Source organism: Paenibacillus silagei (assembly GCF_017874735.1).
Classification (GTDB): Bacteria; Bacillota; Bacilli; order Paenibacillales; family Paenibacillaceae; genus Paenibacillus_AQ; species Paenibacillus_AQ silagei.
On record NZ_JAGGLV010000024.1, the window covers coordinates 87,060 to 112,814 of the forward strand.

Annotated in this window: 19 protein-coding genes and 1 tRNA gene; 17 read left to right on the forward strand and 3 right to left on the reverse strand. The window is 54.0% G+C overall.

The window, feature by feature from the left end; all coding sequences use genetic code 11:
• Nucleotides 1-97 precede the first annotated feature (97 nt).
• Nucleotides 98-1,294, forward strand: coding sequence for an FG-GAP-like repeat-containing protein (locus tag J2Z70_RS26695; RefSeq protein ID WP_245368539.1), 1,197 nt, complete (start codon nucleotides 98-100; stop codon nucleotides 1,292-1,294).
• Complete coding sequence (locus J2Z70_RS26700; protein ID WP_245368532.1) at nucleotides 1,294-3,756, forward strand: glycoside hydrolase family 88/105 protein; 2,463 nt, start codon at nucleotides 1,294-1,296, stop codon at nucleotides 3,754-3,756. Before J2Z70_RS26695 ends, J2Z70_RS26700 begins: the two co-directional genes overlap by 1 nt.
• A 573-nt stretch (nucleotides 3,757-4,329) precedes the next feature.
• On the opposite strand, the gene J2Z70_RS26705 is transcribed toward J2Z70_RS26700, so the two are convergent.
• On the reverse strand, nucleotides 4,330-4,509 hold the full coding sequence (locus J2Z70_RS26705) for a hypothetical protein (RefSeq protein ID WP_036722620.1): 180 nt from the start codon (nucleotides 4,507-4,509) through the stop codon (nucleotides 4,330-4,332).
• Between the two features lie 202 nt (nucleotides 4,510-4,711).
• Here J2Z70_RS26705 and J2Z70_RS26710 point away from each other — a divergent pair, with 202 nt between their 5' ends.
• Both J2Z70_RS26710 and J2Z70_RS26715 read left to right on the forward strand, forming a co-directional pair.
• Nucleotides 4,712-6,097, forward strand: a complete 1,386-nt coding sequence (locus J2Z70_RS26710) for an MATE family efflux transporter (RefSeq protein WP_209878195.1) — start codon at nucleotides 4,712-4,714, stop codon at nucleotides 6,095-6,097.
• A 212-nt stretch (nucleotides 6,098-6,309) separates the two neighbouring features.
• Nucleotides 6,310-10,278 carry an endo-1,4-beta-xylanase gene (locus tag J2Z70_RS26715; protein ID WP_209878197.1) on the forward strand — a complete coding sequence of 1,323 codons (3,969 nt, stop codon included), beginning with the start codon at nucleotides 6,310-6,312 and terminating at the stop codon, nucleotides 10,276-10,278.
• Between the two features lie 368 nt (nucleotides 10,279-10,646).
• Here J2Z70_RS26715 and J2Z70_RS26720 read toward each other — a convergent pair whose 3' ends face one another.
• Nucleotides 10,647-11,240: a TetR/AcrR family transcriptional regulator gene (locus J2Z70_RS26720; protein WP_209878199.1), complete on the reverse strand. Its 594-nt coding sequence runs from the start codon at nucleotides 11,238-11,240 to the stop codon at nucleotides 10,647-10,649.
• Nucleotides 11,241-11,356: 116 nt separating this feature from the next.
• Here J2Z70_RS26720 and J2Z70_RS26725 point away from each other — a divergent pair, with 116 nt between their 5' ends.
• The 4 genes from J2Z70_RS26725 to J2Z70_RS26740 all read left to right on the forward strand — a co-directional run bounded on the left by J2Z70_RS26725 (nucleotide 11,357) and on the right by J2Z70_RS26740 (nucleotide 14,112).
• Nucleotides 11,357-12,775, forward strand: coding sequence for an MDR family MFS transporter (locus tag J2Z70_RS26725; RefSeq protein ID WP_245368533.1), 1,419 nt, complete (start codon nucleotides 11,357-11,359; stop codon nucleotides 12,773-12,775).
• Nucleotides 12,776-12,931: 156 nt separating this feature from the next.
• On the forward strand, nucleotides 12,932-13,486 hold the full coding sequence (locus J2Z70_RS26730; protein WP_209878203.1) for an STM3941 family protein: 555 nt from the start codon (nucleotides 12,932-12,934) through the stop codon (nucleotides 13,484-13,486).
• A gap of 81 nt (nucleotides 13,487-13,567) precedes the next feature.
• On the forward strand, nucleotides 13,568-13,846 hold the full coding sequence (locus tag J2Z70_RS26735) for a hypothetical protein (protein ID WP_209878205.1): 279 nt from the start codon (nucleotides 13,568-13,570) through the stop codon (nucleotides 13,844-13,846).
• Nucleotides 13,846-14,112, forward strand: coding sequence for a type II toxin-antitoxin system RelE/ParE family toxin (locus tag J2Z70_RS26740; RefSeq protein ID WP_209878207.1), 267 nt, complete (start codon nucleotides 13,846-13,848; stop codon nucleotides 14,110-14,112). The genes J2Z70_RS26735 and J2Z70_RS26740 overlap by 1 nt, the downstream gene beginning before the upstream one ends.
• 54 nt (nucleotides 14,113-14,166) lie before the next feature.
• On the opposite strand, the gene J2Z70_RS26745 is transcribed toward J2Z70_RS26740, so the two are convergent.
• A tRNA-Pro gene (locus J2Z70_RS26745) sits at nucleotides 14,167-14,243 on the reverse strand.
• A 508-nt stretch (nucleotides 14,244-14,751) separates the two neighbouring features.
• On the opposite strand from J2Z70_RS26745, the gene alaS reads away from it, so the two are divergent.
• The 9 genes from alaS to J2Z70_RS26790 all read left to right on the forward strand — a co-directional run bounded on the left by alaS (nucleotide 14,752) and on the right by J2Z70_RS26790 (nucleotide 25,367).
• Nucleotides 14,752-17,385: an alanine--tRNA ligase gene (alaS, locus tag J2Z70_RS26750; RefSeq protein ID WP_209878209.1), complete on the forward strand. Its 2,634-nt coding sequence runs from the start codon at nucleotides 14,752-14,754 to the stop codon at nucleotides 17,383-17,385.
• A gap of 337 nt (nucleotides 17,386-17,722) precedes the next feature.
• Nucleotides 17,723-17,998, forward strand: coding sequence for an IreB family regulatory phosphoprotein (locus J2Z70_RS26755; RefSeq protein ID WP_036696603.1), 276 nt, complete (start codon nucleotides 17,723-17,725; stop codon nucleotides 17,996-17,998).
• Nucleotides 17,998-18,414: a Holliday junction resolvase RuvX gene (gene ruvX, locus J2Z70_RS26760; protein WP_200869510.1), complete on the forward strand. Its 417-nt coding sequence runs from the start codon at nucleotides 17,998-18,000 to the stop codon at nucleotides 18,412-18,414. Before J2Z70_RS26755 ends, ruvX begins: the two co-directional genes overlap by 1 nt.
• Nucleotides 18,415-18,427: 13 nt before the next feature.
• A complete protein-coding gene (locus J2Z70_RS26765; RefSeq protein WP_036696606.1) occupies nucleotides 18,428-18,736 on the forward strand; it encodes a DUF1292 domain-containing protein in 309 nt (102 codons plus the stop codon).
• Entirely contained in the window at nucleotides 18,729-19,034 is a 306-nt protein-coding gene (locus tag J2Z70_RS26770; RefSeq protein WP_036722601.1) for a DUF1292 domain-containing protein, read from the forward strand. Before J2Z70_RS26765 ends, J2Z70_RS26770 begins: the two co-directional genes overlap by 8 nt.
• Nucleotides 19,035-19,216: 182 nt before the next feature.
• On the forward strand, nucleotides 19,217-20,263 hold the full coding sequence (gene mltG, locus J2Z70_RS26775; protein WP_200869505.1) for an endolytic transglycosylase MltG: 1,047 nt from the start codon (nucleotides 19,217-19,219) through the stop codon (nucleotides 20,261-20,263).
• 47 nt (nucleotides 20,264-20,310) lie between these two features.
• Nucleotides 20,311-21,243, forward strand: a complete 933-nt coding sequence (locus tag J2Z70_RS26780) for a peptidase U32 family protein (RefSeq protein ID WP_209878211.1) — start codon at nucleotides 20,311-20,313, stop codon at nucleotides 21,241-21,243.
• Nucleotides 21,244-21,499: 256 nt separating this feature from the next.
• Nucleotides 21,500-22,822, forward strand: a complete 1,323-nt coding sequence (locus tag J2Z70_RS26785; protein WP_036722597.1) for a peptidase U32 family protein — start codon at nucleotides 21,500-21,502, stop codon at nucleotides 22,820-22,822.
• Nucleotides 22,823-23,168: 346 nt separating this feature from the next.
• Nucleotides 23,169-25,367 carry a methyl-accepting chemotaxis protein gene (locus tag J2Z70_RS26790; RefSeq protein ID WP_342593064.1) on the forward strand — a complete coding sequence of 733 codons (2,199 nt, stop codon included), beginning with the start codon at nucleotides 23,169-23,171 and terminating at the stop codon, nucleotides 25,365-25,367.
• Nucleotides 25,368-25,755: the final 388 nt, after the last annotated feature.

Genomic DNA, 25,755 nt, shown 5'->3' on the forward strand with positions numbered 1-25,755 from the left:
GAGTGAAGGAGGAAGTATTGTGAATCATACGGATCATAGTCAAAAGCTACACCGGCTGGCCGGGCTGGATATCTCCGCTGCCGGTCCAAGATGCAAAATGCTGCTCGGCGATCTGGACGGGGACGGACGGGCTGAACTGCTGCTGGTGCAGCCGGATAACCGCCAGGATGTCCGTTATATTCCGCATCAGGTGCAGTGCCTGACGGCTTATAATCTGGATGGACGTCTGCTGTGGCAGACGGGAACACCAGACCCGGGCGCGGGCAGCCAAGGCTCCGATTATCCGGCGCAGATTGCCGATATCGATGGTGACGGGGCTCTGGAGGTGCTGTGTGTGATGAAGGATCAGCTACATATTCTGGAGGGGGCGACAGGTAAGGTCAAAGCGGTACATCCGCTGCCGGCGAAGGAGGCTCATGACTGTATCATTATTGCCAACCTGTCAGGCGGCGACTCTCCTTCCGACATCATTCTCAAAGACCGCTACCATCAGCTGTGGGCGCTGGATCGGGACTTCCGGCTGCTCTGGACCCATCAGGGCAATGTGGGGCACTATCCCTGGGTGTACGATCTGGACGGTGACGGACGCGATGAGGTGATGGCCGGATATGATCTGCTGAGTGCGGAGGGCAAGCGGCTATGGAGCTGCAAGGATCTGGACGATCACGCGGATTGCCTGTGGGTCGGCGATGTGAACGGAGACGGGTTACCGGAGCTGGTCATCGGCGGCAGTGTGACGGTGATGTACAACCGTGACGGGCGCGAGCTGTGGCGGTACGAAGGCTCTGTCGAGTCGCAGCATCTGGCGCTCGGGCGGTTCCGCCCGGAACTGCCCGGCCTGCAGATTGCGGGCCTTGACCGTCTGGTCCGCGAGGATGACGGCAAGGGTCTGCGGGGCAAGGATGCCATGTTCCTGCTGGACCAATCCGGCCGGGAGCTGTGGAAGGAAGAGCGCACCACCGACGGCTGGCTGACCATTGTCGAAGCCGTCAGCCGGTTCTGGCCGGATGCACCGGACTATATTCTGGCGTACCGCCGGGGCGAAGCAGTGCTTCCCGCACTCTATGACGGCTATATGAATATCGTTGCCGAGTTCGCCGAGCAGGGTTACGCCGTGCATGGGGATCTTCTTGGCAGCGGAACCGAGCAGGTCATTATTTATACAGATGAACTGGCCGCCGTCTATGCCGGTGAAGCGCTCCCGCTGCAAGCGGCGCACCCCGGGCAACAGCTGCCCCAGCCCAAACGCCTGTACAGCTCCACCCTGTACCCCGGCGGTGAGGTGGCGTTGTGATGGGGGGGAGGGACGAGAATGCAGCGGTGAGTGCAGAGGACGGGCATGACGTGAAGGGTGATGCCGAGCAGGCCAATGTTCCAGCCTACTTTCATCCGCGTCATTCCATCGTCCGCACAGCCGGAGAGCATACGGAAGCGATGCTTGCCATCATAGCGAACCGCTATATTGGTGCGAATCCGCCGCAGCCTCCGGTCTATCGTGTGCATCTGGAGAACAGCTTCCCGCGGCTGGCGGATTGCCGGTATGAAATGAACCTGAAGGAGCGGCTGCCTGAGCTGGAGGACGGGGAATTTGTCTATGCCTGGGGGAAGCTGTGGAGCGATACGGACAGCGATATTCCGCTCGCTCTCAGTTGCTTCGGTCCGGTGACAGTCTATGTTGGCGGCATTGCCGTGTTCGTGTCCAATCTGAACGATGATGTGTTCCCGGACCGCAAGGTGTTCTTCCGTACCGGTCTCAAGGCAGGGTGGAATCACTTCCTGCTGGAGTGTACCGCAGTTGGTACCGGCTGCGGCGGGATTTTTGGCACCGGGAGCGTGAAGGGCGCGCCGCTGCATTTTCTGGCCCCGACTGCGGAGCGCAGCGGCTGTGAGGGCTGGATCTACAGCGCGCCGCAGCAGAGCAGATGGACGCTGCAGCCGGAGGGCGGCGGCGTTCCTGAGGGAGAGGCTGCGGCGCAACGCGCGGAGCCTTCGCAGCGCGTCCGCTGCGGCGAAGCCGCGGAGGCCGCCGAAGCTGCGCTGGCGGCCCGCTGTGCCTGGTATCCGGCGGCCGGATGGCCGGATACCAAGGCACAGGGCGGGAACCTCGCGCGCGTGCTCGGCGAGGTTCCCGGCGCGAAGGCGCTGGCCTGGAGCCGGCTGGCGGTGAGTGCGCCGGGCGGAATGAACGTCCGGCTGGTCCTCCGCAGCCGGGATGTAGCGGCACTCAAAGTCTGCGTGGATGGCAGGCTTGCCGCCATCCAGCCCGAAGCGAGTGCCGGCCTTGAGTGTGTGCTGCCGCTGAGCTTCGGCAGCCACGACCTGCTGGTCGAGGCCGTGTGCGGCGGCCCCGGGTGGGGCTTCCGCCTGGAAGCGGCTGCGGCTGGGAACACATCAGAAGTACAGGTGGAAGCGGAGTGTAGCGCGGCTTTTGCGGAAGCTTCACCCTGCTGCTCTCCGCAGGGAACCTTGAATAAGGGAGCTGGCGCCAGTGGAGTCCACGGCACAGTGAAGCTGGTGAGTCCTTGCCCGGTGGAAGGGCAGACCGGGCCATGGCTGTACCTGGGTCCGTTTCTGCAATCGGCGGCACCGCAGCCTGCGGAAGCGGCTTCTATGGCTGCTCCCTTCGGTGAAGGGGCGGAGGAATGCTTTTGGCGGGTGGACCGTCCTGGTGGCGCAGTCAGGCCCTATCTGGAGAGTGCGCTGTACGGACGCTGGAATTATCCGCTGGGGGTGACCCTCTATGGTCTGCTGCGTACCGGTCAGGCTCTGGACGATCCTCATTATTCCGCATATACCAGAGGACATATTGAGCAGTGTACCCGGCTTCATGCTTATTCGCTCTGGGACCGCAGCCGCTATGGTGCTCCGGGGATCAATCAGCAGCTGGCGCTTATGGACTCACTGGATGACTGCGGCTCCTTCGGTGCGACGATGCTGGCCGCCCATGCCGGACAGTCATTGCAAGGAGCGCCTGAAACAGCGGCGTATATCGCCCGGTACATTCATGAGACGCAGTCCCGCGATGAGCAGGGGGCGCTCTACCGTACACGGGGCACCACCGACTTCATGCAGAGAACGATGTGGTGCGATGATCTGTATATGAGCACTCCGTTCCTGAGCCGGTATTATCTGTTGACGGGCGATCCCGCTTATCTGGATGATGCAGTGTCACAGTTTCTCCATTACCGTAATCGGCTGTTCCAGCCGGAGCTTGGCATTATGCATCATGTGTATGATTACAAATTCAGCAAGCCGAACGGGGTAGCCTGGGGAAGAGGCAATGGCTGGGTGCTGTTCTCGCTGACTGAGCTGCTGGAGGTACTGCCGGAGCAGCATCCGCAGCGGGAAGAACTGCTGGACTTTTACCGGACGCTGTGCGAAGGATATTTACGGCTGCAGGACGCCGCAGGATTATGGCATCAGGTTCTGACCGATCCCGAATCTTATGCGGAGGCATCCTGTTCCTCGATGTTCGTGTATGCTTTTGCGCGCGGCGTGCGCAGAGCTTGGCTGACAGAGCCGAATCCATATACCGATGCAGCGTTACGCGGCTGGACGGCGCTGGCCGAATACTGTATCGACTATCAGGGGAATGTCTATGGCGTCTGCCGGGGCTCGGGGTATTCCTTCAACAAACTATATTACAAAGAACAGCTGACCTGGCAGCTCAACGATACTCACGGAATCGGCATTGTGCTGCTGGCCGGTATTGAAGCGCTTGAGCTTAGGCGGGAGCTGAAGGCGCAGCGCATGTAAGAGTTGTAGAGTAATAGAGGCTGCTAAAAAAAGTAATTTATCAATCAGAGGCTATTGCTACTCATGCAGAGTTATCTTCAATCTGCTTGAGTTCGATAGCCTCTTCTTCATGTAGCCGTACAGCCGCAGAACCCGGGAATCGCGCGTATACAGAATACAGCGAAAATGAGAGGAATAAATCCCTCTGAGCCGTCAGAATGAAGAGCAGAAGTGCCCCTGAATTCGCCGAAAGCGGGCGGAGAACGTAAATGAAGAGCAGAAGTGCCCCTGAATTCGCCGAAAACGGGCATGGAACGTAAATGAAGAGCACAAGTGCCCCTGAATTTGCCGAAAACGGGCATGGAGCGTAAATGAAGAGCACAAATGCCCCTGAATCCCCCACAGCCACGCAAAAACCCCGCAGGCGAAAATTCGCTTCCTGCGGGTTTTTGCAAATATAAGAACTTATATGTTTCACACGATAACTTATCCTTCTATTTCTCGCTGAAACGGTACCGTCCTTTAAAAGGACGGCAAAGCCGTTTCCACTTGGCGGAGTGCCTTACGGGTATGTAGCATAGGCAGGCTGTGGGGTTAATCTTTATCGATCAGCTCCAGCTTTTCAAGGATCTTAAGGGTGGTAACGGCGGACAATTGCACAGCAAGTTGAATGCTGGCCTGGCTGTTTCCGCTCTGCTCCAAGGCAGCTTGATTCTCGGATAACACTTCTTCCGTCACCTGCTGGATCAGACTTTTAACGATCTCATTGTTCATAATAGGCTCCTCCTTCCGAATGTAAATACTCTCATTCTATATTTCGGCCGGACCCAGGATTTTACTTAGGGAGCAGGGAATGTTATCTGGTAATCTGAACGAATTCCACTCTTATCACAGACTTGAAGCGGGATCTGTAGTAAACTGGAAGGAATGTATAGTACGCCTGCAATTATTCTACAGAAAAGAATGTGATCAATGTATGCAGCTTCAAGCTCCTCAACCGGCCAAGAAATGGCTGGAAAAATATCTGTCCGGAGACAGCATGGATTACCGGCAAATTATCGCCTTGTTTCTGCCTATTCTCATTGACCAGGCCTTCATTATCGGGCTGAATCTGGTCAACACTGCGATGATCAGCTCGTCGGGTATGGCGGCAGTCAGTGCGGTGAATATGGTGGATTCCCTGAATATTTTTCTGATCAATGTATTTGTGGCGATTGCGACCGGGGGGACGGTGGTGGTTGCGCAGTATAAAGGAAGCGGGAATGACCGCATGGTCTCCCAGGCCACGGCCGGATCGGTTACCTCGGTCTCGATGCTTGCGGTGGGAATCGGTCTGCTGCTGATGTCCTTCCATACGCCAATTCTGAATTTGCTGTTCGGGACGGCCTCCGCCGATGTGCTGGATAATGCCCGGGTCTATATGATCGGCAGCAGCATTTCGTATCTGGGGATTGCCGTGGTTCAGGCTGTATGCGGTGCGCTGCGGGGCGTGGGCCGGACGCGGGCTTCGCTGATGCTGTCGCTAATTATGAACGTGTTGTATGTTATCCTCAACGTTGTCTTCATTAACCTGCTGGACATGGGTGTGCTGGGCATGACACTTGCGGTCAATATTGCTCGTTATGTGGGGATGGCCTGTGCCTTGATCTATCTGTTCAAGTTCGATTCGGTGCTGCGTGTACAGGTCCGCGACCTGTTCCATGTTCCGCTTACGATGCTGCGCAAAATCATGTTCATCGGCGTACCGTTCGCCGCAGAGCAGATGTTCTTCAACGGCGGCAAGCTGCTGACGCAGATCTTCATTGTCAGTCTGGGCACGTATGCCATCGCCACCAATGCGATTGCCGGATCGCTGGCGATGGTCTTTCAGATTCCGGCCAGTGCACTGTCGCTGACGATTGTAACCGTGGTCGGCCAGTGTATCGGACGGGGGGATGTAGCGGATGCCCGGAAGTTCATCAAGTCCTTCCTGTGGATCGGTTCCGCCTCTTACGCCCTGGTGGCCTTGATCCTGATGCCGCTGTTCCACCCGCTGGTCTCTATTTTTTCCCCGCCTGCGGAGATTATCGATGATCTATTCGTGGTGCTGCTGGTCAATGCGATTGCCCAGATTCCGCTCTGGGCCTTCAGCTTCATTCTGCCGTCCGCGCTGCGGGCAGCGGGAGATTCCCGCTTCACTTCAATTGCTTCAATGCTGACCATGTGGCTGTTCCGGGTGGTGTTTGGCTATATTCTCGGGATTGTGCTGGGCTACGGGGTGCTGGGGGTTTGGCTGGCGATGAACTGCGAATGGGCAGTGCGCGGAGCGGTATTCCTCTGGCGCTTCCGGGGCAAGAAGTGGTATGCGCACAAGCTGATATAGATACTGCCGGTTAGAAGACTCCTTATTCAGGGGTCTTCTTTGCTATGCAATCACTCGGAATCATCAATAAAAAGCACGGTACAACCTTTAGTTTCAGGTAAGACGCACTTTGGTCCGTATGCTACGATTTGGGTGGTGAAGGGGGAGGCTTCCACATTAGCTGTAAGCGCTTAACTCATTGAAACCCAAATTCATACAGAGGAGTGCAACGCATGAAGAGAATAATCAAGCAAGTCTCTCTGGTGCTGCTGGCAGCCCTTCTGCTTCTTCCGGCAGGCGGATATCTTCCGGCTGCTCAGGCAGCCGAGGCACAGACCACGGTATATCACGAAACGTTTGCGAATGGCGCAGGTAAGGCAGTTCAGTCGGGAGGCGCCAAGCTGGAGGCGGTTAAGGGCGTTGTTTTTGACGGAAATAGCGATGGGGCAGCGCTGCACGTAAGCAACCGGAAGGATAGCTGGGATGCGGCTGATTTCAACCTCTCGGATATGGGCATGAAGAAGGGCAGCACCTATACCGTAACAGCGGTGGTCTATGTGGATGGCAGCGTAACTGTGCCGAAGGACGCACAGGCAGTGATGCTGACACTGGACGGTTATGGCAATTACGCCGGTGGCGAATATCATGCGGGTCAAGCCGTGACTTTGACCAAGACCTTTACGGTGGACGCGGAGCAGAAGCTGCGCATCCAGTCAGACGATAAGGGAGCCACAGTACCCTTCTATCTTGGCGATCTTCTGATAACGACAGAGTCCGCTCCGGGCGGCGGGGAAGAGCCTGTGCGTGAACCGGCTTTGCCGTTCAGCAAGGTTACTTTTGAAGATCAGCAAGAGGGCGGCTTCACCGGCAGAGCCGGAACTGAGACGCTGACCGTAACGAATGAAGCGAATCATACTGAGGGCGGTTCATATTCCCTGAAGGTCGAGGGCAGAAGCAATACCTGGCACGGCCCTTCCCTGCGTGTGGAGAAGTACGTGGACAAGGGCAGCGAATATACCCTGTCTGCCTGGGTGAAGCTGATCGAACCGGCGAGCGCACAGCTCCAGCTGTCCACGCAGGTGGGCAATGATACAGGAGCGAGTTATGTGGCGCTGTCCCCTAAGACGATCAGTACGGCTGACGGCTGGGTGAAATATGAGGGCAGCTACCGTTATAACAGCGTGGGCGGCGAACATCTGACCCTGTACATTGAGAGTTCCAACAATGCAACCGCTTCCTTTTATATCGATGATATTAATTTCGAGCATACTGGTACCGCTCCGGTGGATATTCAGAGAGATCTGATTCCGCTAAAAACAGCCTATCAAAATGACTTCCTGATCGGCAACGCGCTATCCGCCGAGGATCTGGAAGGCGTACGGCTGGACCTGCTGAAAATGCATCACAATGCCGCTACCGCAGGCAATGCCATGAAGCCGGATGCGCTGCAGCCGACCAAGGGCAATTTCACTTTTACAGCGGCGGATGCGATGGTAAATAAGGTGCTTGCCGAAGGCATGAAGATGCACGGGCATGTGCTGGTCTGGCATCAGCAGTCACCTGCATGGATGAACACAGCAGCGGACCAGACTCCGCTGGGGCGTGACGAAGCACTCGCTAACCTTAGAGCGCACATCAAGGGAGTTATGGAGCATTTCGGAGACCGGGTGATCTCCTGGGATGTAGTCAACGAGGCAATGAACGATAACCCGTCCAATCCGAATAACTGGCAAGCGGCGCTCCGTAAGGCTCCGTGGTATGATGCTATCGGTCCGGACTATCTGGAGCAGGCGTTCCTGGCGGCCAGAGAGGTTCTGGACCAGCATCCGGAATGGGATATCAAGCTGTATTACAATGATTACAACGACGATAACCAGAACAAGGCCCAGGCCATCTACAGTATGGTCAAGGAACTGAATGACAAGTACGCGCTGACCCATCCCGGCAAGCTGCTGATTGATGGTGTGGGGATGCAGGCGCACTACAATATCAATACGAATCCGGATAACGTCAAGCTGTCGCTGGAGAGGTTCATCTCCCTTGGCGTAGAGGTCAGCATTACCGAACTGGATATTCAGGCCGGCAGCCAGAATACGCAGACAGAGAAGGAACGGATTGCTCAAGGCTATCTGTATGCGAGGCTGATGGATCTCTACAAGGCCCATGCCGACCATATTGCGCGGGTAACCTTCTGGGGCATGGATGACCGCACAAGCTGGAGAGCGGAGTCAAGCCCGCTGCTGTTCGACAGGGATCTGCAGGCGAAGCCGGCTTACTACGCGGTCATTGATCCGGCCAAATTCATGGCTGAGCATGAGCCGAATACGGCGGAAGCCAACGTGTCAGAGGCAGTCTACGGCACGCCGGTTATTGACGGAACAGCGGATGGAATCTGGGCCTCTGCGCCTGAGATGGCTGTGAACCGTTATCAGATGGCCTGGCAGGGCGCAAGCGGAACCACACGTACCCTGTGGGATGACCAGAATCTGTATGTGCTGGTCCAAGTGAATGACGCTCAATTGGACAAGAGCAATGTGAATCCATGGGAGCAGGACTCTGTCGAGATTTTCCTGGATGAGAATTTCGGCCGCACGACCTTCTATGAGAGCGATGACGGACAATACCGGGTCAATTACGACAATGAAGCCTCCTTCAGTCCGGCAGCCATTAGTGCAGGCTTCGAGTCGGTAACCAAGGTAACCGGAACTAACTATACGCTTGAAATGAAGATTCCGTTCAAAACAATCATGCCAGCCGGCGGCACCAAGGTCGGCTTCGACACTCAGATCAACGATGCCAAGAGCGGTGTCCGGCAAAGTGTGGCCGCCTGGAATGATACCACCGGCAACGGCTATCAGGACACCTCCGTCTTCGGCGTGCTGACACTTAAGGCCAAAGACGGCGCTGAACCGCCGACGAAGCCGACGCCAACACCGACACCGCAACCGGAAGCAATGCCGGAACCAACAGCGACACCGGCACCAGTATCCGGCGGTACCAGCTATAGCACCAGCACACCTGCGCCTAAGCCTGCCCAGATGGACAGCAAGGATGGCGTAGTGACGCTCAGACCTGTAGTGAAGACCGAAGGCACAGAGGCGAAGGCCGTAGTTACGGCAGAGCTGTGGCAGCAAGCCTTGAAGCAGGCGGCCCCGGCAGCAGACGGGCGGAAGCAGATCATCATCGATCTGGCGAACCAGACAGGTGTGGCTTCCTATGAAGCTCAGTTGCCGCTTCAAGGCCTGAAGACGCAGGAGAAGTTCCTGCTTGTCCTCCAGAACGGCTTTGCTACGCTGTCCATTCCAAGTGAGCAGCTCGCAGGGATTACAGCAACCACTGAATATGTTAGCATCCGGGTCAAGCATTCCACAGCCGAAGGCCTGGATGCCACTGCTCTCCAGCAGACCGGCAGCCGTCCGGTGGCGGAACTGAGTCTGCTTGCAGGCGGGCAGAAGGTAGCCTTGTCTGGCAGCAGCGAGATGACCGTCTCTATTCCTTACAAAGCGTCAGCAGCAGAGCTTGACAGCCTGGAGTCTCTTCTGGTCCGTTCACTCACCGGCAACGGCGCATGGTCTGCTGTCGTGAACAGCCGTTATGATGCAGTGAAGGAAGCACTGGTGTTCCGTACTACAGAGTTCGGCGTATTTGCCGCAGCCTTCGCTCCGCCGGCCTTTACAGATCTCGGCAGCCTGTCATGGGCGAAGCAGGCAGCTGCTGCCATGGCTGCGCGCGATATCCTTCCGGACGGCAACAGCTTCATGCCTGCCGCTCCTATGAACAGAGCAGACTTCACAGCCTCGCTGGTGAAGGTGCTGGAGCTTAAGGCTGCTGCTGAAGCAGTTGCAGGCTTCAGCGATGTCCAGAGTAATGCGGCATACAGCAAGGAGCTTGCGGCCGCGAAGCAGCTCGGTATCGTCACAGGCTATGCGGGCAATACCTTCAAGCCAGCGGTCGTCATCACCCGTCAGGAGATGATGGTGATTGCAGCGCGTGCCCTGAAGGCGGCCGGAATCATGGCTGAAGGCAGCGGATCAATAGCATCTTACACCGATGCCGGTCAAATCTCCGCCTATGCCAAGGACAGCGTGTCAGCCTTGCTGAAATACGGCGTAGTAAACGGTAAGAACAATAAGCTTGCTCCGGGGGACACCCTCTCCCGTGCGGAAGCAGCGGTGATTCTGTACCGGATCTGGAAGCTGTAAAGTTACTTCTAATAAGATAGAGAAACAGCCAGCCGCCGGGAGGATTGCCGGTGGCTGGCTGTTTGTGGTTGCAGCCGGATTATCGTGCTGCTCCTCCAACTCCAACTTATAATTCCGATTCAAAAATCCTGCTTAAACTACAACATTCACTCACATTACATCAACTATTACTCGTATTGTTGTACAAAATGCAGGAATATCCTGTCTTGAAGCGGCTTAGCGAAGATAATCCTGCAATTCCTGCAACAATATCCCGGGAATGCCCCTATCCTAGATGCCGAGTTGCAATATATGCAACATTAGCCCCACAGCAAAGAAATTAAGGGCGAATGACTTAGGCCGTAAAGCTGATGGACGGGAATGAAGAATTACCGTTTCAACACCAGCGGAAGGTACACCTCGTCCACAATATTGGCGATCGTCTCCTCTGACATGGGGGCGTTGTACAGCATCAGCTCATGGCGGGCCAGATCGGACGGTAAAGTGAGCATTCGGGGGGTCACGGCTTCGGCAGATACTTCTCCCCGCTCAACAGCCCGCTCTAGCAAAATCGACATGGTCCTGTTTTGACGCCCATGGGGGAAAATAAAAGAGGCAAGCGGCATATCGCCCATTTCTGCTACGAGCCCGTAGAAAGCATTCAACATGACTTGAATATTATTCTGGTTCATGGCCCGCAGCACTCCGCATACATCGTCCCTCAGATTCCCGTTATCAGGCACTTCCTCCAGCGGCAGGGGCACTCGTTCCCGGATGGCACCAAGAACAAGCTCAGCGCGGTTCGCCCACCGGCGGTAGAGTACGGCTTTGCTGGTTCCCGCCCGCTCGGCCACACTGTCCATCGTAAGATTGGAATACCCCCGCTCTGTCAACTCTTCCCGTACGGCCTGGAGTATAGCGGCTTCGAGCTCCTTGCCTCTGCGTCTGTTCTTCAATTGATCCTGTTCTTGAGAAGTGGACATACCGGTCTCAACCACCTTTGGAGAATTTCGTTGCGTTTCTTATGAGGATAGTATATCATAAGCTCAAATAAGAAACTTCAAGTATCTTATTTGGCGACCAAAGGGAGATGATCAACTTGCAAAAGCAAGCTAAACCAGCACTTGAACCAGCTGAACAGCAGGCAGCTACCAAGAGTCTGATGTGGATTCTTATGCTTGGTATTCTGGCCCCGATATTCGATACGACGATAACCAATGTGGCGATTGATACGCTGGTCCGGGAATTTAACACCTCGGTGTCCACTGTTCAGTGGGTGATGACCGGATATCTGCTGTCATTTGCGATGGTTATTCCGCTAACCGGCTGGGCTGTGGAACGGTTTGGGGGAAGGAAGATGTGGCTATTTTCGCTGGGTCTGTTTTTGCTTGGCTCTGTGCTGTGCAGCATGGCGTGGAACGTGGAGAGCCTGATTATTTTCCGTACCCTTCAGGGGATCGGCGGGGGCTTGCTGATGCCGATCATGCAGACCTTGGCTGTACGTGCCTATGGAGGCCAGGATATGGGCAAAAGAATGGCAACCATAGCTATGCCGGCGCTGCTTGGGCCAATTCTTGGACCGGTGCTGGGAGGACTAATCGTCAATCATCTGAGCTGGAGATGGATCTTTTTTGTCAATATTCCGCTCTGCGTGGCTGCCATAATTGTTGCTTGGAAAGGGCTCCCTAAGGAAGAGCATACTGCCCGGACGCTGCGGCTGGATGTGCCTGGACTGTTATTGCTGTCTCCGGCTATCGTGCTTATCCTGTATGGCCTTGGGGAAGTGAGCTCCCGCCACGGCTTCGGTCATGCAGCAGTCCTTGCTCCCGTTATAGCAGGTGTGGCGCTTTTGACAGTATTCGTGATCCATGCCTTCCGCAAGGGAGACGAAGCGTTGATTGATGTCACGCTGTTCCGGGTACGCTCTTTAATCGTGTCCTCATCGCTGCTGTTTCTATCCGGCTTGACCACCTATGGGGCAATGCTGCTGCTGCCGCTCTATCTCCAGCAAGTCCGGGGTGAATCTGTGCTTATGTCCGGCCTGCTGCTCGTTCCCCAAGGCATCGGGATGCTGCTGACCAGATCACTGGCCGGCAAACTGACAGATCAGATCGGATCGAGACCCGTGGTGCTTGTAGGAACGGTCCTTACCATCCTTGGCACTTGGCCGCTGACGCAGCTTGGCGCAGATACGAGTTACTATTTTCTGAGTGCGGTTCTTATCGTGAGAGGTGCTGGATTAGGGGCTGTTTTTCTGCCGGTTATGGCTTCTGCCTATATCGGTCTGTCCTCGAAGCAGATCCCGCACGCCAGCAGCACCACCCGTATTATGCAGCAGATTGGCGGTGCCTTCGGCGTATCGGTTATCGCAATTATTTTACAAAATAAGCTGAATTCCGTCCTGACTCCTGACCCGGCAGCAATGGCCGTTGCCTTCGATCATACGTTTATGTGGACGATTGCCTTCTCGGCTCTGGCGTTAATACCGGCGGCATTCCTGCCAAGAATACGGAAATAGCGCGGCTAGTGCGCAAGTGCAATTATACTTCATTTCTCTGAGATCCATTGTTGCGAATGGTAGAGTGATCGGGTACGATTTATAGTTATAATCGAAAGAAACAGGGAATGCATCTTTGCTGCGGTTCAATGGCAGGCCCTGAAGGAGGACGACTAAATGGACTACCAGCCATATAACGATGGAGGTTACCAGCCGCTCGTGGTGAAGCCATTCTGGTTCAAGATCCTTTTGCTGTTGGCGGGATCATTGTTATTTGTGATATTGGGAATCTGGCTGCTAAAAATGTCCGGGGAGGTTACGTCGGATCTTGCCATCCTTCTGCAGACGCTGGGAATCACCTGCACTGTGCTGTTTGGCCTGGCGGCCATCGTCTATCTTATCCTACTGCTGCGCCGCTCCCCGCTGCTAGTGGTGGATGCCCAGGGCATTGACGACCAGTCTTCGGCGATTCCCGGAGGACGATTGATGTGGGAGGACATTTCGGACATCCGCCTGATCCGTTACTACGGACAACTGAACATCTGCATCTTCCTTGCTGATCCCAAAGCCTACCTGTCCCGGCAACGCGGACTAAAGCGGTGGCTGATGGCGATCAACCTCCGTCTCGCCGGCACACCTGTGAACATTACGGGCCAGTCCATGCAACTGCCGCTGGAGCGTGTATATGAGGAGATGGAGCACAGAAGACGGCTGTGGGCGGGGCGGAGGTAAGCTGTATTTATTAATATCCTGACGTGGTTTCCGTTAATCCGAATTCAGGATATAATATTGAACAAAGGGGTGGTGATGAGTATGTACCTGGAATTAAAGGATAAGAGCGGCAAAGTGTATCGTTCTTTTATCAATGACAGTCAGAAATCTGTGATTGTAATTAATGACACGGAGTATGAAGTATCCGAAATAACACAGTATCAGGACAACTCAGATACTCTTTCGGCTGCGCAAATTGCTGAACTGGATGCTGATCCTGAAATTGCAAAAATGATCCAAGAATCCAAGCAGGATATTATACATGGTTCAATGATCTCTTCTAAGCAAATGATCGAGATGATAAGAAATGGAGAACTTTGATGCAGGTAGTCTGGACTAAAAGTGCGGCTCAGAGCTTTTCCAAGATCGAAAGCATACACTTCTCACCACAGGAAACAGCAGAATATAAATTAAAGCTGTTCATGCGGATTGAGGAAAAGGTGACTCGGTCAGGAAAGCTGTTTCCATCAAGAACTTATAAAGATACTTACTATATTCGTATTGATCGTTATATCGTTTCCTATCAGCCATCTGAGGATGGCTCTACATATATAATTACTGCTTTTAAACATGGAAGACAGAAATAGGCGATTTGAAACACCAAAAAGCGCGGACCCAAAGCCGCGAATCTGAATTAGATATGGTCGAGACGACAGGATTCGAACCTGCGGCCTCTTACTCCCGAAGCAAGCGCTCTACCAAGCTGAGCTACGTCTCGACGCTATGAATAATGTAAATTATACGCCTGTGTGTAAGCGCTGTAAATAACCTTTTTTATAGCAATTATCTGCTCCTGTTGCGGCAAATTACGGCCTGTGATTGACAGATATCCACCCGCTGGCTATACTTGAAATGTTAAAAAGCAAATCGGACAAAGCGTTGATGAAAACGAGTACGCCGGAGAATGCTTCATCAGAGAACAGGTTCCTTTGCGGATGGTCCGCATCGGGTGTGAGAACCTGGGAGACAGACCGGCCGAAAGCTGATTTCGGAGTGCGGGGACAATCCCGCCGGGGGCACCCGTTAACAGCCGCACAAGGCGATCGTCTGCAGTTGTCCGTGTTCACGGATTAAGGCGATAACCAGGGTGGTACCGCGATAATCATCGTCCCTGAATTTCATTCAGGGGCGTTTTTTGTTTTTGATTTTTCGTGTAACGGTTACGGCAACAATGTGTTTTCCGGCCAGCGTGCCGCATTTTAATGAAGAGACGGGAGCTGTACATGATGAAAGCAAGTGAAATCCGTTCCAAATGGCTGCAGTTTTTTGAGAGCAAGAACCACTGTATTGAGCCGAGCGCCTCGCTCGTGCCACACAATGACCCTTCGCTGCTGTGGATTAACGCAGGTATGGCGCCGCTGAAGGCCTACTTCGACGGCCGGGAGATTCCGGAGAATCCCCGCCTGACGAACTCGCAGAAATGTATCCGCACCAATGATATTGAGAATGTGGGCAAGACGCGCCGCCACCATACGTTCTTTGAGATGCTAGGCAACTTCTCCATCGGCGATTATTTCAAGGAAGAGGCCATCACCTGGGCTTGGGAATTCCTGACCGGCAAGGAGTGGATCGGCTTCGACGGCGACCGGATCTCCGTTACCGTGTATGCTGAGGACGAAGAAGCGTTCAAGCTGTGGAATGAGAAGGTCGGCCTGCCCGCAGAACGCATCATCAAGCTGGGCGACGAGAACTTCTGGGATATCGGCGAAGGCCCGTGCGGCCCGTGCTCGGAGATTTTCTATGACCGCGGTGAAGCATACGGCAGTGATATGAGTGATCCGGAGATGTATCCGGGCGGTGAGAATGAGCGCTGGCTGGAGGTCTGGAACCTCGTATTCTCGCAGTTCAACCATAATAAGGACGGCAGCTATACGCCGCTTCCCAACAAGAATATTGATACCGGCGCAGGCCTGGAGCGCTTCGCTTCCATTCTCCAGGATGTGGACTCCAACTTCGATACCGATCTGTTCCAGCCGATTATCCAGAAGACCGCCGGGCTTGCCGGTGTAACCTACAAGGATAATGTTGACCAGGATATCGCGCTAAAAGTCATTGCTGACCATGTACGTACCGTTACATTTGCTGTGGGGGACGGCGTGCTTCCTTCCAATGAAGGACGCGGCTATATTATCCGCCGTCTGCTCCGCCGCGCCGTACGCTACGGCAAGACGCTGGGACTGGACCGTCCGTTCCTGCATGAGCTGACTGAGACCGTTGGAGAGATTATGGGAGTCTATTATCCTTCCGTGGTCGAGAACCGCGATTATATCGCCAAAATCATCCGTCTGGAAGAGGAGCGCTTCCACGAGACGCTGTCCGATGGTCTGGCGATCCTCGGGGAGATCAGCGCCAAAGCCAAAGCGGACGGCCTGAGCACCATTGCCGGTGCCGATGCATTCAAGCTCTATGACACGTATGGCTTCCCGTTTGACCTGACCGAGGACTTCGCGTCCGAGCAGGGGCTTACCGTAGACCGCGCCGGCTTCGATGCCGCAATGCAGGAGCAGCGTGACCGGGCGAGAGCTGCCCGTCAGGACAGCGCCAGCATGAAGATTCAGGGCGGTGCCCTGGCTGAGCTGACGGTTAAAAGTGAATTTGTTGGATATAATGACACGGTAACAGAGTCCAAGGTGCTGGCGATTGTGGTAGACGGTGCGCTTCAGGATACAGTAAGCGAAGGCGCCGAGTGCCAGGTCATCCTGGAGTCAACACCGTTCTATGCAGAGAGCGGCGGCCAAGTCAGCGACACCGGCGTTCTGACCGGCGGATCGGTGACCGCTAAGGTGAACGGCCTCTTCAAAGCACCGCACGGCCAGCATGTCCATCTGGTTACGGTGGAAGCAGGCGATCTGAAGGTAGGCGATACCGTCCGTGCCGAAGTGAACCGGGCGGAGCGCGAGGATATCGTGAAGAACCACACGGCCACTCACTTGCTGCACAAGGCGCTTAAGGAAGTGCTCGGCAGCCATGTCAATCAGGCAGGCTCTTTAGTAGAAGGCTCACGCCTGCGGTTCGACTTCTCGCATTTTGGAGCCATCACTCCAGAGGAGCTCAGCGATATCGAGCAGCGCGTGAACGCCCAGATCTGGCGCAGCCTTCCTGTAGTCATTGAGAATAAGCCGATAGATGAAGCCAAAGCCATGGGAGCGATGGCCCTCTTCGGAGAGAAATACGGCAATGTTGTCCGTGTCGTTCAAGTCGGCGACTACAGCCTGGAGCTGTGCGGCGGATGCCATGTGTCTAATACAGCGCAGATCGGAATCTTCAAGCTGCTCAGCGAGAGCGGCATCGGTTCCGGGGTGCGCCGGATTGAAGCTGTGACTGGCCGTTACGCCTATCAGTTTACGGAGAGTCAGCTGGACCTGCTGAAGCAATCGGCAGCCCTGCTGAAATCGTCGCTGACCGATGTGCCGAAGCGGATCGAGGCGCTGCATGCCCAGGTACGCGAGCTGGGCCGTGAGAATGAATCGCTTCAGTCCAAGCTGAGCGCAACCTTCGCAGCAGAGCTGACCAGCAGTGTAGTCACAGTAGGCGGAGGAACGCAGCTTCTTGCGGTCTCTGTGCAAGCCGGCAATATCGATGCTTTGCGCTCGACAGCGGACGAACTGAAGTCCAAGCTCCCGGAGGCCATATTGGTGCTCGGTGCTGCAATGGAGGACAAGGTGAACTTCGTGGTCGCCGTGCCTCAGGAGCTGGTGAAGAAGGGCTTCCACGCCGGCAAGCTGGTGAAAGAGATCGCTGCCGTCTGCGGCGGCGGCGGCGGCGGACGTCCGGATATGGCGCAGGCCGGAGGCAAGGACGCTTCCAAGCTGGGCGAAGCCCTGAAGAAGGCAGAGGAACTGGTAGCTGCACAGGCTTAAGCAGTATGCAGTGATTCTTGTCTGTAAGAAACTGTGGATTTCTATCAAGGGTTGGGAAGCAGCGGTGCTGAGGGCATTTCCTCGGTGCCGCTGCTTTATTCACACAATGTATATTTTTTGGGGTTATTCATTATTGACCCAGGGCTTGCAATAGCTTAAAACCCAAAAAAACATCTGGTTTTGTAGACAAAATGCCAAAAAAAGCGCTTTAACCATGGCAGGATTTCCTCGTTGGGGCATGAATATGTTATGATGAGGGCAGCAAGTGAGCTGTACAGCAGCAACTTTGCGAAGCCGCCCGAATCAGGGTGATTTTGCAGAAGGAAGGTGTCACCACATGGACTCCATGGACAAAACGGTCAAATTCAATGTGAAGGGCGACGAAAAGGAAGCCTCTCCCCAGGAAATACTGCTCGCCGTGTACGACGCGCTGGTGGAGAAAGAATATCATCCGATCAATCAGATCGTAGGATATCTTCTTTCAGGAGATCCGGCTTACATTCCACGCCACAACAATGCGAGAAGTTTGGTCCGGAGGAAAGAGCGTGATGAGCTGATCGAAGAACTGGTCCGTTTCTATCTGGCTAATCATCGGGTGGACCAGCCCAAATGATGAAGAAGCTGGGACTGGATTACGGCGACCGCAGAATCGGTGTCGCCACAAGCGATATTTTCGGATGGACAGCACAATCTCTGGAGACTATTGAGCGGCGCGGAAACGGCAATGAATTCGAACGTATCCGTGAACTGGTCAAGGAGTACGAAATCGGCGAGATTGTTGTCGGGCTGCCGAAGAACATGAACGGCTCCGTAGGACCCCGTGGTGAAATTTGCATCGAATTCGCAGATAAGCTGCGGGAGCAACTCGATTTACCCGTACACCTTTGGGATGAGCGTCTGACGACGGTATCTGCTGAGCGGGTGCTGATAGACGGGGACGTCAGCCGGAAGAAACGCAAGGGGCTGGTGGACAAAATGGCCGCAGCGCTGATTTTGCAAAATTTTTTGGATGCTAACAGTAAAAGGTGAGGGGTGTGCGGATATGACAAACGAACAGATCGGCCAAGAAGAGGAACCGGAAATTATCTATATTCCCGATGAGGAAGGTAATGAAGAGGAATTCGAGGTCATCATGAAGTTTGAAGTGGACGGATCGGATGCCAAGTATATGATGGTGGTTCCGCTTGATTCCGAGGATGAGGAGACAGATGAGGTCTACGCGTTCCGTTACGAGGAAGACGGTGACGATCTGCAGCTCTTCATGATTGAGAACGACGAGGAGTGGGCCATCGTAGAGGAGACCTTCAATACCTTGGTTGACGAGCTTGATGGAGGAGCAGAGAATGACTGAGTTTTCCGCTGATCAGGCGGTATGGACTTCTAAGCTCAAGGAAGTATATGGAGAAACAGTAGAACTGGAGGATGAGCAGGGCAAGTCTTCCGTTTACGATATTATTGCAGAATTTGCTGTGGGTGACCGTGCTTATGCCGTTCTGGCCGGATCGGGAAGAGCTGCGGAGCAGGAAATTCTGCGCATCGTAGTTTCTCCGGACGGACTTCCGGAACTGGAGAGCATTATGGACGATGAAGAGTGGGAGGATATTTCCGAGCTGTACGATGAGCTCACCTTCCCTGCGGATAGCGAGTAGGCGTCTGTAGCAACTTCATGTATGGCAGATACGGAAGAGGGCGGAATTTTTCCGCGCTCTTTTTGCTTATGAGGAGCGAAAGGATCTTTCCGTTTGCCTGAAAAAAGCTTATGCTATAAAAATAGGTTGAATTTTGGACAATACAATTTTATACTTTATAGTCGGAAAGTGAGGCGTAACATTTGAAAGCCGTGATCCGCACTGTGCTTATCTTAATTCTGGTCCTGGCAGCAGCTGCAGGAGGAGGAGCATGGTACATCTGGAATGGAATGCAGCCGGTCAAGCCCGCAGGGCCGGCCGTAACGGTTACGATAGAGAAGGGTATGGGAAGCTCGCAAATCGCCGACCTGCTTGAGCAAGAGGGCATTATCAAGCACAGCCTGTTCTTCAAAGGCTATCTGAAATGGGTCCAGGAAGGCTCCAGCTTCAAGGCCGGCACATATCAGGTAAGCCCCGGCGACTCCTACGATACGCTGATCAGCCGGTTGAATGCTGGAGATGTTGTGAAGGAAGCTACCGTTACTTTTACAATTCCTGAAGGGTATACTGCGGTCCAGGTGGCAGAGAAGCTGGCCGCTGCTTGGAATCAGAAGCCGGAGGTCTTCCTTGCGCTGATTGATTCCGGTAAGGGCATGGAAGCCGTAAGCAAGCTGGAGATTCCGGACAATCCGCTGCTGCGCCACCGGCTGGAGGGGTACCTTTTCCCGGAGACCTATGAACTGGCTAAGGACAGCACCCCGCAGGAGGTCATCGGGGCGATGCTGGAGCAGCTGGTGAAGAAGCTGGATACGATTCCAGAGTGGAAGGCCAAGCTGGCGAACCGCGGGCTCTCCCTGCATGAGCTGCTGACCGTAGCTTCACTGGTGGAGCGTGAGGTGGTAGTAGACAAGGAACGTCCGCTGGTGGCCGGTATTATCTATAATAGACTGGATAAAGGGCAGAAGCTGGAGATCGACGCTACCGTCCAGTACTTACTGGACAAGCAGAAAGAGCGGTTGTATGAGAAGGATTTGAAGGTGGATAGTCCTTATAATACGTATAAGCAGGCAGGCTTGCCGCCTGGACCGATCAGCAGCCCCGGGCTGGCGTCGATTGAAGCAGCTATGACGCCGGAGGTCTCTGATTATTTCTTCTATGTCACTAAGAAGGACGGCTCACAGGGGCATTTATTTGCCAGAACCTACAAGGAACATTTAGCCAATATTCAAAAAAGTAAACAAAATCCGTAAGAACCCGCTACAATAGTAAGGATGAGCAACGCACAGGAGGTAACACAATGAATAACACACCGGAGCTGCTGGCGACAGCGGCTTCTCTGGAAGAAGCGGCAGCGCTGCTGGATGCAGGAGCGAGTGCCCTCTTGGTCGGCGATGACCGCTTTGGTATGCGTCTTGCCGGACATTTTACACTTGAAGATACGGCCGCAGTAGTTAAGCTGGCACATACCCGGGGCGGTAAGGTATATGTAAGCATCAATGGATTGATCCCCAATACCATGCTGGAGGAGCTTCCGGCTTATGTGAAGGCGATCGGCGAGCTGGGAGTGGATGGGGTAGAGTTCGGTGATCCCGCCGTACTGGCGGCCGTAAAAGCCGAAGCGCCTGGAATGAAGCTGCACTGGAATGCGGAAATGACCTCGACCAACTATGCTACAGCCAATTATTGGGGCCGCAAGGGAGCTTCGCGGGTCGTTCTGGCACGCGAGCTGAATATGGATGAGATGACCGAGATGGTCCCGCATCTGGAAGTGGAAGCCCAGGTCCAGGTGCATGGCATGACGAATATCTATCATTCCAAGCGCAAGCTGGTTGCAAGCTATATGTCCCACCAGGGTCGTCCAAGCGATGGCGGAAGCCTGGGCAAGGAGCGCGGGCTGTTCCTGATTGAAGCGGAGCGTCCGAATGAGAAGTTCCCGATCTATGAAGACGAGAACGGTACGCATATTATGAGCTCGGATGATATTTGCATTCTGGAGGATCTTCATTTCTTGTTAAAAGCTGGCGTACACAGCCTGAAGATCGAGGGTCTGCTGAAGCCGGTGGCTTATAATGTGGCTGTCGTCAAGGCTTACCGTCACGCCATGGACGTCTACGCCGCTGATCCGGCTGAATATGCGTTCGAGGAATCCTGGCTGGACGAGGTCCGTGCCTTGCAGGACCCTGAGCGTGAACTGTCGTTCGGCTTCTTCTATAAAGAGCAGGTATATTAATATAAAAAAATCTTTGCTGTTCTAAAAGAGAACTTAAAGCTTTACCTTAAAGATGAAGTAACGGAGGGAAGGTTTGGAACTGTAGGAGCGGTAGCGTCCGCCTTTGTCTCCGGATGTTATCCGCTCAGCGGAGTAATCAAAAAACATCTGGAGACAACAGCGGCCGGAAGTCCAAACGCTTTCCGCAGTTACGTGCTATCTGATAGGAAGTTTTAGGTGGGTTTTTGACAGCAAAGACAACGAAAGGAGAACAGGAATGGGAACCATGACCAAGCCCCAGTTCAAGGGCAAGCGTTACCGTCTGGACAGACCGGAGCTCCTGGCTCCGGCAGGAAACTTAGAGAAATTGAAATTCGCCGTGCATTATGGCGCGGATGCAGTCTATATCGGAGGACAAAAGTACGGCCTGCGCTCAGGCGCAGATAATTTTACCTTCGAGGAAATGCGCGAGGGCGTTGAATTTGCCAAGAAATATGGTGCCAAAGTATTCGTAGCCACCAATATCTATGCTCACAATGAAGATGTCGCGGGGATTGAAGAATACCTGCGTAATTTATATGAGGCCGGAATTGCAGCGATTATCGTAGCCGATCCGGTGATTGTCGACACTGCCCTGCGTCTGGTGCCGGGTCTTGAGGTGCACCTAAGCACCCAGCAGTCCACGCTCAACTGGCAGGCAGTGTCCTATTGGAAGGAGGAAGGTCTGCCGCGCGTAGTATTAGGCCGGGAGACCAGCCTGGAGGAGATCGCCGAGATCAAGCAGCATGTGGATATTGAGATCGAGAGCTTCATCCATGGTGCGATGTGCTCCTCGTACTCCGGACGTTGTGTGTTATCCAACCACTTCACCGACCGTGACTCCAACCGCGGGGGCTGCTGCCAATCCTGCCGCTGGAAGTATGATCTGTTCGAAGATGCCCGTCCCGAAGGGAACTGGGTATCCGAAGAGGAACAAGCTGAGGCGCCTCAGGCCTTGCAGCCTGGAATCACCCAGCTGCCGCTGCATCAGCCCGAGGATAACCCGTTCACTATGGGATCGAAGGACCTGTGTATGCTGGAGAGTATTCCCGACCTGATTGAAGCCGGGATCGACAGCTTCAAGATTGAGGGCCGGATGAAATCGATTCACTATGTGGCGACCGTAGTGAATGCCTACCGCAAAGCCATAGATGCTTACATGGCCGACCCGGAAGGGTATGTACTGAAGCCCGAATGGCTGGAGGAGCTGCAGAAGGCGGCTAACCGTCCGCTGAATACTGGCTTCTTCTACGACACACCGGACCATGAGGACCATATCTATGAACCGGAAGAGAAGGCGGCTCCGTATGATTTCGCGGGACTGGTGCTGGAGTATGACGCAGAGAGTGGGATGGCGCTCGTTCAGCAGCGCAATAACTTCAAGCCAGGACAGGAAGTTGAATTCTTCGGCCCGGATGACACCTTCTTCAAGCAGACTGTTGGAGAGCTGTGGGATGAGGCTGGCAATCCGCTGGATGTGGCCCGTCACCCGCTTCAGCGTGTGCGGATGAAGGTAGATCAGCCTGTTGCTTATTTTGATATGATGCGCAAGCGAAAATAATGGCTTTACAAACTAAGGGATGCCCGTTTACACAAGGGCATCCCTTTTTTTTGCATGCTAAAAAAGGAGGTGTTTTGGGGCCCCCGCAAAGTACCTGAGTAAACATCGATGCTATAGCTCCACTTTGTGGGGGTATTATATGCCAAATTGCTTATGCAATTCGACAAAAATATATGAGTATTGAAGCAATTTGCAAATAATGCTAAGAAAAATGAGACTTTGTGCCGATATATAGGGCAGGTAACGCTTACATATATCTTCCATTCTAGGCGATAGGCAGGTGATGGTTATGGGAGCTCCCAATCCGGACAAAAAGACAGATAAAACGAAGGAGAGTAGGGTAAAAGTGGCGAAAAACAGTAAAAAGCCAAAGAGCACACAAAAGGCTAAGGCCCAGAAGACAGAAGCTTCACAGATAACAAGCAACACGGCAGAGAAGAGAAATTACAAGACAGTATTGAACGGCTCGCTACGCCAGGTGAAAAGGGTGAACCCGACCAAATCCGTAGGGGTGAAGCTGTTCCTGATCTTCTTATCTTCTATCGTGGTGGTGGTCCTGTTCTTAGGACTTCTGTCTTACAACAAAGCGAAGAATACAATTAAAGATAATGTGTCTGAAGCGAACCGGCAGACGATTATTCAGACCTCAGAGAAGCTGGACATTACCTTGAAGCAGTATGAGAGTCTCGCACTTCAGTTATATTTTGATACACAGATGCAGGCGAATCTGACAGAGCTGTCTTCGGCGAAGAGCAGCTATGATAAGTTCGTGGCTACGGATGCGATCAGCAAGAAGCTGTCCAGCCAGACTACAACAGATGCCAATATCGTCGCCATATCACTTATTCCGGAGGACCCTGAGATGGGGATCGTCTCCAGCGGAAGCACCGGTCTCGCAGGCGATGATGTGAGAGCACAGGAATGGTACAAGACCGTGGTCAAGAATTCAAGCTCTTATGAGCCTTATTATACGGAAGAAGCCAAATCCGCCCAGAACTACTGGTTCCCTACAGCCGTTGAAGGCAGCGGCGGCAAGAATCTGGCCATGGTCAGAACGCTTAAGAATCTGGGCTCCAATGCCTCATATGTAGTCATGCTGGAGCTGAAGAGCACCCTCCTGGAAGAAGCCTTCAAGAGCGTAGAGCTTGGCGATGGCTCGCGGATTCAACTCGTTGCCCCGGATGGAACGGTAGTAGCTTCCTCGCAGCCTGAAGAGGACGGCAAAGCCACCGTACTGAATTTCATCAAGGACAGCAAGGTGAACAATGAAAGCACGGAAGCGAAGGATGAGAACGGCAAAGATATCCTTGCTGTATACAACCCGATGCAGAAGGCAGACTGGAAGCTTGCCGGTGTAGTTCCTACCGGAGAACTGGTTCAAGCTGCCACGCCGATTCTGTTTACCACCTTCCTTGCTGCCGGAGCGGCAGCACTGCTTGCCATGATTGTCGGCTTCTGGATGGTCCAGATGATCGCCAAGCCGCTGGCACGCTTGAAGGACCTGATGCTGGAGGGAGCCGAAGGCAACCTGAGTGTCCGCACGCAGTATGTCTCGAAGGATGAGATCGGCCAGCTGTCGGCCTCCTTCAATATGATGATGGGTAAGATTACGGAGCTGGTAGCTCAGACTACAGATACAGCCCGCGAAGTCCTTGAGACTGCGGGTGAGCTGGGGGATGCCTCGCGCAAGACGGCGATCTCCGCCAAGGAGATTGCTGCGGCCACGGAAGAGATTGCCGGTGGTGCGGGAAGTCTGGCCCAGGAAGCCGAGCGCGGCAATGAGCTGACTGACCTGATTGCTACGCAGATGCAGAGTGTTATTGCAGCCAACTCTGAGATGGATCAGGCAGCCCGTGGAGTCGGGGAAGCCAGCGGACAGGGTGCTGTACAGCTGGAAGAGCTGCTGGATCAGACCGGACGCACAGGTGAAATGACCTCTGCTCTGGTGGATAGAGTCAATAACCTCAAGGAAACGGTATATTCCGTAATCAAGGTGCTGGATGTGATGAAGAATATTACCCAGCAGACGAACATTCTGTCTCTGAATGCAACGATTGAAGCAGCGAGAGCAGGCGAAGCCGGCCGTGGCTTCATGGTAGTCGCAGGGGAGGTCCGGCAGCTTGCCGACCAATCCAAGCAATCCATTGCTCTGGTCGCCGGAATTACAGATAAGATCGTAGCTGAGATGGATGAGACGGTTGCTGTCCTGTCTGAAGTGGCTCCGCTGTTCAAGCAGCAGATGGTGTCCGTAAAGAGTACCAGTGAGATCTTCGTGTCCGTGAAGGGTCAGATGGAAGACTTCATTATGAGTCTGGAGTCTGTAACAGGGGCCATCGACAGTCTGAACCATTCACAGGGTGTGCTGTCCGATGCTATGGGGAATGTGAGTGCGGTAGCGCAGCAATCCTCGGCAACCTCTGAAGAGGTTGCATCCCTCAGCAGTGAGCAGCAGAATGTCAGTGACCATCTGGTAGCCTTGTCGAACAAGCTGCAAGGGGCTTCCACCCAGCTGGAGAGCAAGCTGTCGCTGTTTACGATCAAATAAACATCAGAACCGTTCCGGATCTGAAGCAAGGGCGTCACGCAAGCCGATATTTGGCTGCGTGACGCCCTTTTTTTAGTTGATGTTTAGGAATGCTGCGCCGAGAGATGGGACCCATGCTTCACAGCTGTAACATTTATAAAGGAGTCCTGCAAAAAGTGCAACAATGCTGCCCCATAGAAGCGGTCTATGCTGAAATCCTGCACAAATTGCAACAAATTCTGCGCTAACTTACTCTAAACGCCGGAATTTGTGCAAATAATGCAACAATTTAGCTTAGCCAGTACCATTTTTTAAGGAATCCTGCAAAAAGTGGAGCGACCGAGCCTAGGTTGAGTAACTTAGCAGGTGGAACCCCTGCTTGGAAAGGCGAAAGCCACGCCACCAATAG